This window comes from Prosthecobacter sp. (genome assembly GCF_029946185.1).
In the GTDB taxonomy this organism is placed as follows: domain Bacteria; phylum Verrucomicrobiota; class Verrucomicrobiia; order Verrucomicrobiales; family Verrucomicrobiaceae; genus Prosthecobacter.
Map to the genome: position 1 here is coordinate 1 of NZ_JAQSEA010000314.1, position 9,921 is coordinate 9,921.

A 9,921-nucleotide genomic window follows, 5' to 3' on the forward strand; every position below is an offset into this window, starting at 1 on the left:
AGCAGCCGCTGACGGCCCGGGTCATGGTGAACCGCATCTGGCATCACCTCTTCGGCAGCGGCATCGTGCCGACGGGCAGTGACTTCGGTAAGGCGGGCGCAGCACCGACGCACCCTGCCCTGCTTGACTGGCTGGCGTCCGAGTTTGTGCAGCCCACACTGACGCACGGCAAGCCGTGGTCGATGAAGGCGATGATCCGTCTGCTGGTGCTGAGTGATGCTTTCCGCCGTGCCAGCACTCCCACCGAGGCGGGCATGCAGGCCGATGCCGGCGCATCGCTGCTCTGGCGCTATCCGCCGCAACGCGTCGAAGCGGAGGTGATTCGCGATGGCGTGCTGCTCGCGTCAGGCAAGCTGGATGAAACGCTCGGGGGTCGCAGCTTCCGCATTCACAACGAGAAGGCCACGTATGCGCAGTGGCAGGTGGTGGACAATCACGGGGCGGGCACCTGGCGGCGCATGATTTATCAAGAACGCATGCGCCGGGTGGACGATCACATCTTCACCGCCTTTGACTTCCCCGACTGCGGCCAGGTCAGTGCCAAGCGGCCCGTCTCCACGACACCGCTGCAAGCGCTCAATTTGATGAACAGCGACTTCGTGGTCGAGCAGTCCGCCTTCATCGCAGAACGCGCACAGCGCGAAGCCGGCAAAGAGCCAGCCGCCGCCGTGCGCCGGGTCTTTGAGCTGCTGCTCACCCGCGCTCCGAGTGCGGATGAACTCAGCGCCTGCGTTGCTGTCGCCCAAAGCAGCGGACTCAACATCGTCTGCCGCACGCTGATCAACTCGAACGAATTTGCCTTTTTACCCTGATGAACAAAAACCTCTCAACGATCCTGCTCGGCCTGCTGGCCTACGCGGTGAATCTCGCCGCCGCCGAACGGCCAAATATCCTGGTCATCCTTTGTGATGATCTCGGTTATGCGGATGTCGGCTTCAATGGCGCGAAGGACATCACGACGCCGCACTTGGACACGCTCGCCAAGAACGGCACCATTTTCACCTCAGCCTATGTGTGCCATCCGTTTTGCGGGCCGAGCCGGATGGGCTTTGTCTCGGGACGCTACCCGCACAATTATGGCGGGCAGTATAACTTGCCGAACGGCGGCAAAGGAATGGCGCAATACAACAAGGAAGGCATTCCCGTCAGCGAGACATTGATCAGCACGGTCTTGCAGGATGCGGGCTATCACACCGGATTGCTCGGCAAGTGGCACATGGGCCTGGAGCCGCAGTTCCATCCGAATGCGCGCGGCTTCGATGACTTCTACGGCTTCCTCGGCGGCGGACACATGTACTTCCCGGAGAAGTATGTGCCCATCTACGAACGGCAGAGCAAGTCGGGCAAAGGTGAGATCAACGAATACGTCGTGCCGCTTCAGCGTAATGGCACGGAGGTGAAGGAAACCGAATACCTGACGGATGCCCTGTCACGCGAGGCTTCGCGCTTTGTCACGGAATCGGCAGCGACGAAGAAGCCCTTCTTCCTGTATCTGGCCTACAACGCGCCTCATACTCCGCTGGAAGCAAAGGCAGAGGATCTCGCCAAGTTTGCCAGCATTCAGGACCCGAAGCGGCGCACGTATGCGGCGATGGTTTATGCCGTGGATCGTGGTGTCGGCCAGATCGTGAAGACCCTGAAATCCACCGGCACGCTGGACAACACGTTGATCGTCTTCTTTAGCGACAATGGCGGTCAGCTTGGTGACGGAGCCAACAATGCGCCCTTGAAGGGTGGCAAGGGCGACTGCTTCGAGGGCGGCTATCGCGTGCCGATGTTTTTCCACTGGCCTAAGGTGGTGCCTGCTGGGCAGAAGTTTGAGCACCCCGTGTCGTCACTGGATTTCTACCCAACGTTTACACAGCTTGCGGGCGCATCGATTCCGAGTGGGAAGCAGCTTGATGGCAAGGACATCTGGGCCGACTTCCTCGCGCAGCGCAGTCCGCATCAGGGCCAGATGATCTATGCCCTGCGCCATCGCGATGGCTTCAACAACGTCGGTGCGCGACAAGACCAGTGGAAGCTCAGCCTCTCGGGCCGCAATGGACAATGGGCGCTGTTCGATCTCAACGCGGACATTGCGGAGGAGCACGACGTGAGCGGGCAGCACGCCCAGCGGGTCAAGGACATGGTGTCGAAGACGGAGCAATGGAGCCGAACGTGTGTAGAGCCCAAGTGGTTCGACTCACAGCAAGCGGCTGAGAAGTGGAAAGAAACTGGCATGCCGCATTACGACGAAACCTTCCGTCTCAAATAAATCTCCCGGAGAATTCAGACGTCTCCAAAACGACCCAACACAAAAACAAAAACATGATCAAAACACTACAGAGCAAATTGTCAGCAATCGCCCTCATCGCCTTGGTGGGTGCTCTCGCCATGGCAGCCCCTGCCGCCCATGCACAAGCCAGCGGAAAGCAGATCCCTGGCTGGTTGCAGAAGGAAGTCGATAAAGTCACGGCAGTGATCACCGATCTCAAGGATGAACAAAAGACGCAGCTTGCCGAAGCCATCAAAGTTCGCACCGAAGGCCTGGCAAAGGTGAAGGCCGCCAAGGAGGGCGGCACATCCGAAGCTGACGCCAAGACCCAAAGCATGGACGTTTGGTCCGACTTCACACGGACAGTGAAGTCTTTCCTGACTGAGGCACAGTTTGAGCAGTTCAAGGCACACATGAAGCCCAAGTCTGCGAGCGCCTCACAGTAGTAATTCCGATCTGCCATGGGTGCGCTGGAGCACGGCGCACCCATGGGATTCGGGTTCGAGTATGTCGAACTCCCACCAGCCATTCCAGACCAACCAGAACGCAACGCACCCCCATGAAGCACCCTGAACATCTTTCACCACTCGGCCGCAGTTTGCTGAACCGGCGTGGCTTTCTTCATCAGACCGGCATGGCCATGGGTGGTATCGGTCTCGCAAGCTTGCTCGCGGATCAGGGCTTGCTCGCTGCCACCGAAAATCCAGCCGAATTCAGCGGCAAGCCTTCGATTCGGCCGCAGATCGATCCTGACAATCCGTATCTCCCACGCCCGGCGCACTTTGAATCGAAGGCAAAGCAGGTGCTGGTGATCTTCTGCCCTGGTGCGGTTAGTCATGTGGACACTTTCGACTACAAGCCGAAGCTTGCGAAGTTCCACGGCAAGAGGCCGCCGGGCATTCCTGAGGTGACCTTTGAAGGGCCGACGGGCAGCATCGCCAAGCCCTTTTGGGATTTCAAACCGCGTGGGCAGAGTGGTAAGATGACGTCTGATTTGCTACCGAAGCTCGGCGCACTGGCGGATGACTTTTGCTTCATCCACTCGCTCTCCACGCAGACCAGCGCGCATCCGCAGGGGGAGAACTTTCTGAACACCGGCTTTACCATGGAGGGATTTCCCTCCTTCGGTGCCTGGGTGACATACGCGCTGGGGTCGGAGAGCCAGGAACTCCCAGCTTTTGTTGCCATCAATGATCCGCGTGGCCTCGCCCGTTCCGGCAAGAACAATTTTGGCAGCGGCTTTCTTCCCGCCGCGTTTCAAGGCACCGATTTCAACGCCAAGAACCCGCCCGCGAACCTCGCACGGCCCGGTGCCTATTCTGCCGCCGTGGACAAGTCCACCGTGGATCTGCTGAAGCGCCTGAACGGCAAGCACCTCGAAAAATTCCCCGGTGATGCCAACCTCGCCGCGCGCATCGCCAGCTACGAACTCGCTGGGCAGATGCAGATGTCCGTGCCCGAGATGATGGACCTTTCAGCGGAACCGGAGTCGATTCACCAGGCCTATGGCACCGACACAGGTACGGAGCTGAAGCGCGAATACGCCAAGAACTGCATCCTCGCCCGGCGCTTGATCGAGAAAGGCGTACGGGTCGTCCAGCTCTTCAATGGCAGTGATCCCTCCGGTGGCAACGGCATCACCAACTGGGATTCGCATTCCGACATTCTGAAAACGCACGCCATGCAGGCCGAAATCATGGACCAGCCCACCGCTGCGATGATTGCCGACATGAAAAGTCGCGGGCTGTTGGAGCATACACTCATCGTCTGGTGTACCGAGTTCGGGCGCATGCCCTTTTTGCAGGGCAATGGCACCGGGCGCGATCACAATCCTGATGCCTTCACCTGCTTTCTTGCAGGTGCTGGTGTGAAGTCGGGATTCAGCTACGGCGAGAGCGATGAGTTCGGCTCCAAGGCTGCTGTCGATCCCGTCAGCGTCTATGACTTCAATGCAACGATCCTACACCTCCTCGGTCTCGATCACCAGCGCCTGACGTACTACCACAACGGGCTGGAGCGGCGCTTAACGAACGTACACGGCAATGTCGTGAAGGATGTGCTGGCATGAATCGCACACAGCACGCTCTCTTTTTTACAACTCGATGACACCTTTTAAAATCGCACTCCTGCTTACTCTCTGCGTCTTCGCACCACAGCTTGGGGTAGGCGCGGCGGACCGGCCCAACGTCCTCTTTATCGCCGTCGATGACATGCGGCCTGAACTTGGCTGCTACGGCGCGCCGGATGTGAAGAGCCCGAATCTCGACAAGCTCGCTGCAAGTGGACGTTTGTTTGAGCGTGCGTACTGCCAGTATGCCATCTGCGGGCCATCGCGTGCGAGTTTGCTGACCGGCTTGCGGCCCAACACGCTGAAGATTCAGGAGATCGACACCTTCTTTCGCAACACCGTGCCGGACTGCGTGACGCTGCCGCAACATTTCAAGGCAAACGGCTATGAGTCCCTGTACATCGGCAAAGTGTTTCATCCCGGACAGACCGACGATGAGCTTTCGTGGAGCCGTCCTGTCCAGATGAAGGGCGGCAAAGGGATGGAGTACAAATTGCCGGAGAGCATCGCCGTGGTGAAGCAGCGACAACAGGAGGCGCAGAAAAAGTATGGCGCAACTGCCCAGCTCCAAGGGATGTCGGGTGGGCCTGCCTGGGAAGGTGCCGACGTGCCGGACAGCGAATACCAGGATGGACGCGTGGCCGATGGGGCCATCGCCACGCTGCGCGAACTCAAGGCCAAAGGCGACCAGCCCTTCTTCCTCGGAGTCGGCTTCATCAAGCCACACCTGCCGTTCGTCGCGCCCAAGCAATACTTCGATCTCTACGATCCCGCGAAGCTCACGCTCACCGCCACGCCGAATCCACCGAAGGATGCGCCGACCATCGCGCGCCACAGTTCCTTTGAGCTGCGCACCCGTACCCTGGTTCCTGCCAGCGGCCCGATTGATGAGCCGACCTCCCGCGAACTCCTGCGTGCCTACTATGCCTGCGTGAGTTTTGTCGATGCGCAGATCGGTCGTGTCCTAGCCGAACTCGATGCCCAGGGGCTGCGCGACAACACCATCATCGTCGTCTGGGGTGACCACGGCTGGCACCTCGGCGAATACGGCATCTGGGGCAAAGCGACCGACTACGAAATCGCCACCCGTGTCCCGCTGATCGTTTGGACACCCGACATGGCGAAGCGCGGCGAAAAGACGCGCAGCCTCACTGAGTTCGTCGATGTCTATCCCACACTCTGCGATCTCTGCGGACTGCCAAAGCCTGCCGCACTGGAGGGCAACAGCTTCGTCGCTCAGCTCAAAGATCCCGCTGCTCCTGGCAAAGACGCCGCGTTCAGCCAGTTCCCATCGCCCGCGCTGCGCGAGTGGGCCGCGCGCCCGCTCTCACCCGCGATGCGTGGCACGTTCTTTGGACCGGTGATTGCCGAGGTGGAGGCGACGCTCAAACGAGAGCACGGTGAACGTTATGACGCCGAACTCTTCGACCATCATATCATGGGCTACAGCATCCGCACGGATCGGTATCGCCTGACCGCGTGGCTGGATGACCGCGACCACGCTGCTGAACCTCTCGCCATCGAGCTTTACGATCATCAGGCCGATCCGAACGAGACGGTGAACGTTGCCAAGGCAAATCCGGAGACCGGCAAGGCGCTCATGCAGCGGCTGCGGAATCAAGAAAAGTAACCCAAGCCACCAGCCGAGAGAGAGCAGACGTTCGGTTTTAACGCGATTGTTTGCGGAGAAGGATCGCCCAGTCCTGCTGAGGGTCGGACGGGGAGTTGCCGAGGGTGACCTTTCCGCCAGCGGCGACAGACTTCACCGAGCCACTTTGCAGTGCACCACCCGCGCGTGGATTGAACCATTTCACGCTGAAGTCTCCTGTGGCGGCACTGAGATCAAGCTCGGTGCTGCCACCATTGGGCAGATATATGAGATACACCGCGTCCGGCTGAGCGAGGCAGTATTTGCTGTTGTCGTTCCTGATGTTGCCGACGAGTGCATCTGCGTTCTGCATCTGCCAAAACGGAATCTGATTCGAGGGGAAGAACTCCAGTGCGATGCGGCAGAAGTCCCAGCTCTTGTCGCGGCAGCGGAAGTCTTCGCAGACGAGATCATTTTCAGGCAGTGCATAACCGAAGTAGTATTCCACGCCTGCACCACCTGCCATGAGATTGCCCCACAGACACAGTTTCCGGATGTCGTGCAGGTTGTAGGGCCGGGACTTCACATCTTCCGTGGTGGCGTTTTCCTTCCTCTTTTTCTTCTCGATCGCGATGCCTACGGTGCCTTTGTAACCAGGGGCTTGGCCGCGACGATTTTTGCCGCATCCGGCGTCACTGCGCCCGTGGACCTCGACGGCAAAAGCCTGTTGCAATTGCTGACGAATCCGCACGGCCAGGTGCGCGACTTCCTGCCGCTGTTCAACTTTTGGGGCACCGACACCGCGCAGTCCATGGCGGTGGTCACCCCCGAGTGGAAATACATCTACTGGTATTCCGCCAAGGACGGCATGAAGCCAATGGATGAACTGTTTCATCTCGGCCACGATGAATACGAGATGCAGAACGTCGCCACAGAACCGAACTACGCGCGTGATCTTGCCAGCATGCAGAAAGCCTACGACACGGCACTCGCTGCCATCGGGAGCAAAGTCGTCTCCGACCACGGTTACGAGCACTATTCGAAGCTGTTCGACCGCAGCCTGACCTGGGAGCAGAAAGCGCCTCTCATCAGAGAGGTAAAAGAGGGGGAAGGCGAATCAGGCGGTGGCTCGAAAATAAAGCGAAAGAAAGCTGGGCAGTGACAAAGAGAACGAGCCAGAGCTGTTCGTGACGTTAAGGTATGCTGTCCCATTCACCCGAACAACAGCCATGACAACACTTCAGCTGCGAACACTTGCCTGCATCTTCACGCTGGCCGGGCTGCGCGACGCTGAAGCGCTTTGGTGACTGCTGGCGTTCCACCTCATTCGGGACGCTCGATCCAGATAAAAAACTCGTGAGCGCGGGGTGCTGACTCGTGAAATGCGGCCAAGAATACATCGTGTTGAAACCACGAGCCGACCAGTACATGGAGGCTGGCAAACACCGCGACGTCACTTCACAGTTCACGCCGCCTGCGGGCGGGGCAATGCGCCGGTGGTAGTTTACGCGTTTATCGAGAAGTAAGCGCGAATGGTGACCGTTTGATAACTCGCCTCGCATCTGCTATTCCACAACTGCAGGCAGGCCACCCAAACCATGAAATTATTTTTGCCCTTGAAACTGCTTTTCCGTCTGTTTGCCGTGCTGCTCATGGCCATGGATGGCGTGCAAGCTGTAGATCTGCGTGGCGTGGAGGTCGCGCTGGATGGAGGTGCCAGCCCAGAAAGTTTCGAGGTGGAACTGATTGGCCCATTCAAACTCCAAATTCGGGCGCAGGAGGAAGCTGGCGCAAAGCCGCCGCGAATGCACGTCCAGCTTCCCAACAGCGGAACCAATGCGTGGCCTGCCGCCGACGTGGAGGTCCGGGATGGTAGTGGAAAAGTATTGTTGGTGCAGCGTACAGGCATCGAGTGGTTCAAGCTGTCCTTTGCACTGCCACAGGGCGGAGGCACCTGCGTTGTCCAGGCGGTGGAACCAGTGGGTGGATGGCCAAAAGCGACCAGTGACAAAGACCGGGTGATTCAGGATGGCGTGAGCGGACTGCGACTGCGCGTGGCGAAATGGCACGCTGGACGCACCGCTGCACTGAGCTTGCGCTTTGACGACTCACACCCATCGCATCTCACCAAGGCAATACCGATTCTCGATGAGTATGGATTTCGCGGTACGTTCATGGTCAATCCCGGCGCATCGGAGTCCGGCAGCAGGCGCGTCTCTGACTTCGAACAGCATCACGCTGAATGGGAGTCGCTCGCCATGAAGGGGACTCACGAACTGGCGAACCACTCCGCACACCATCGCGGCGGCTTCAGCGATGTGGACACCGAGGCGGAAATCGGCGAGGCGGCGCAGGCGATCTGGAAACTGACGCCCAGCAGGAGCCAGTTGATGGCTTTGAATCTGGGCGGTGGCACACGCTGGGAGACCACGCGCACTCTACGCTTTTACCTGGACAAGTATCATCAGTTTGACGCTGCAGAGAACTCGACTGGCATGGACGACAGCTATGGCGGCCGCGTTGAAAACTTTCGCCGGATTCTGGCGCAACACATTCAGCGCGGACTGTGGTGCCGTGTTCACTACCACTACATTGGCGAAAATCTGAGCAGCACTGAGGCGAACTTCCGTGCGGCATTGGACATCGCCAAAGAACACGCCACGGAATTGTGGATCGCAGGCATGGCGGACATCCACAAGTATCAAACGGAGCGCAACGCAGCGAAACTGCAGGTGATCCAGTCAGCTCCCCGGAAGCTCAGCTTTGAGCTCGCATGCAGTACCGACTCTGCGCTTTACGATCATCCCCTGACCCTGGAGCTGGCCATCGCACCAGGAATGGAAGCGACGAAGATGATCATCAAAGACGCCAATCAAGCTGTGCTGCCTGCCCAGCCTGGCAAAATAGACGGTGCTGATGCACTGCGCTTCGTTGTGCCACCACGCACAGCGGCCTATTCGATCGAACTGACTCCTTGATAAAACGGTCAGTCATGATTGGCAGTTTTTTTGCAAGGTCAGCGGTTGGCATCAGCGAGCGCCCGGTGGATGGCCATGCCGATAGCGAGTGCGATAAGCGAGGGGTGTCATTCCGAGGCGCTGGCGAAACTGACGGGTGAAGGCGCTCTGGTCGCAGAAGCCATGTTGCATGGCGATCTCTGCCAGTGCTGTGCTTGTCTCGCGCAGGGCGGCCGCTGTGGCCTGGATGCGGCTGTGCAGGAGGAACTCCTGCGCACTCAGGCCCATGACTTGCTGAAAATTGCGATTGAGCGTGCGCACGGACACCCCAGTCGCGCGCGCGAGCGCGGCGATGCGGAGGCTGCCGTCCGCACCTTGCTGGTCGATGATTTTCAACGAACGATCCACCGTCGCATTACCCAGTGAATGGCGTGCGCCGCCCCGGTGTGCGGTGGTGATGCCGAAGACGCCAACGATACGGCCACGCCTGTCCCGCAGGGGATACTTGTGACTGCGGAACCACATGAACCCGCCGCTCTCGTCGTAAAGAATGTCGGCGTGGTCAAGCAACGGCTGGCCACTTGTCATGACCTGCCGATCCCCGGCGACCAACCGGTCCGCCAGATGCGGTGGGTAGCGATCGTGATCCGTTGTGCCGACGATTTCTGCCTCATCCTGCATCCCTAGACGGTCGAGCAGAGCGCGGTTAGCTCTCAGAAATCGACCCTGCCGATCTTTCACAAAGAAGAACACCCCCGGAACATGCTCCCACGGCTGCATGAACTGCATTGCAGGCCACTGGTTTATGGCCGTGATGTTCACCAGTGGCGACTGGTTGGCGGTTGTTCGGTGCAGCTTTGACATGGCCGATTATTACCATGGATTGGCGGTTTGTCACAAGACAGGAACGCGGCTTGTCCTATGCTGGGCAGGAACATGAGACTCTTCCTTCCACTGCTGACCGTCTGCCTTCTGAGCGCCGCCGCCGCGTTTGCTGCCACGCCGCCAAACATCATTTACATCATGGCTGACGATCACACGTCGCAGGCCA

Annotated in this window: 9 protein-coding genes; 7 read left to right on the forward strand and 2 right to left on the reverse strand. The window is 59.1% G+C overall.

Going from position 1 to position 9,921, the window contains the following annotated elements; translation table 11 throughout:
- The 5 genes from PSV43_RS25945 to PSV43_RS25965 form a co-directional block, all read left to right on the forward strand.
- The coding region (locus tag PSV43_RS25945) for a DUF1553 domain-containing protein (protein ID WP_300204709.1) at positions 1-812 on the forward strand (812 nt) is incomplete at its 5' end.
- On the forward strand, positions 812-2,257 hold the full coding sequence (locus tag PSV43_RS25950; protein WP_300204712.1) for a sulfatase-like hydrolase/transferase: 1,446 nt from the start codon (positions 812-814) through the stop codon (positions 2,255-2,257). The genes PSV43_RS25945 and PSV43_RS25950, both read left to right, overlap by 1 nt.
- Before the next feature lie 53 nt (positions 2,258-2,310).
- A complete protein-coding gene (locus tag PSV43_RS25955) occupies positions 2,311-2,703 on the forward strand; it encodes a hypothetical protein (protein ID WP_300204715.1) in 393 nt (130 codons plus the stop codon).
- Between the two features lie 113 nt (positions 2,704-2,816).
- On the forward strand, positions 2,817-4,325 hold the full coding sequence (locus PSV43_RS25960; RefSeq protein WP_300204718.1) for a DUF1501 domain-containing protein: 1,509 nt from the start codon (positions 2,817-2,819) through the stop codon (positions 4,323-4,325).
- Between the two features lie 34 nt (positions 4,326-4,359).
- The gene (locus PSV43_RS25965; RefSeq protein ID WP_300204721.1) at positions 4,360-5,955 is read left to right on the forward strand and encodes a sulfatase; all 1,596 of its coding nucleotides are present in this window, start codon (positions 4,360-4,362) and stop codon (positions 5,953-5,955) included.
- A 37-nt stretch (positions 5,956-5,992) separates the two neighbouring features.
- On the opposite strand, the gene PSV43_RS25970 is transcribed toward PSV43_RS25965, so the two are convergent.
- On the reverse strand, positions 5,993-6,499 hold the full coding sequence (locus tag PSV43_RS25970) for a putative collagen-binding domain-containing protein (RefSeq protein WP_300204724.1): 507 nt from the start codon (positions 6,497-6,499) through the stop codon (positions 5,993-5,995).
- A gap of 75 nt (positions 6,500-6,574) precedes the next feature.
- Here PSV43_RS25970 and PSV43_RS25975 point away from each other — a divergent pair, with 75 nt between their 5' ends.
- On the forward strand, positions 6,575-7,075 hold the full coding sequence (locus PSV43_RS25975) for a sulfatase/phosphatase domain-containing protein (protein WP_300204727.1): 501 nt from the start codon (positions 6,575-6,577) through the stop codon (positions 7,073-7,075).
- Between the two features lie 436 nt (positions 7,076-7,511).
- On the forward strand, positions 7,512-8,891 hold the full coding sequence (locus tag PSV43_RS25980) for a polysaccharide deacetylase family protein (protein ID WP_300204730.1): 1,380 nt from the start codon (positions 7,512-7,514) through the stop codon (positions 8,889-8,891).
- Positions 8,892-8,942: 51 nt separating this feature from the next.
- Here the strand turns inward: PSV43_RS25980 and PSV43_RS25985 are convergent, their stop codons facing one another.
- Positions 8,943-9,734 (reverse strand): helix-turn-helix domain-containing protein, encoded by a 792-nt coding sequence (locus PSV43_RS25985; protein WP_300204733.1) that lies wholly within the window; start codon positions 9,732-9,734, stop codon positions 8,943-8,945.
- Positions 9,735-9,921: the final 187 nt, after the last annotated feature.

Bases quoted from the DNA above. Each gene is read 5' to 3' on its own strand.
- PSV43_RS25960 (WP_300204718.1), top strand. From the start codon at position 2,817: ATGAAGCACCCTGAACATCTTTCACCACTCGGCCGCAGTTTGCTGAAC.
- PSV43_RS25965 (WP_300204721.1), top strand. From the start codon at position 4,360: ATGACACCTTTTAAAATCGCACTCCTGCTTACTCTCTGCGTCTTCGCA.
- PSV43_RS25950 (WP_300204712.1), top strand. From the start codon at position 812: ATGAACAAAAACCTCTCAACGATCCTGCTCGGCCTGCTGGCCTACGCG.
- PSV43_RS25985 (WP_300204733.1), bottom strand. From the start codon at position 9,734: ATGTCAAAGCTGCACCGAACAACCGCCAACCAGTCGCCACTGGTGAAC.
- PSV43_RS25980 (WP_300204730.1), top strand. From the start codon at position 7,512: ATGAAATTATTTTTGCCCTTGAAACTGCTTTTCCGTCTGTTTGCCGTG.
- PSV43_RS25955 (WP_300204715.1), top strand. From the start codon at position 2,311: ATGATCAAAACACTACAGAGCAAATTGTCAGCAATCGCCCTCATCGCC.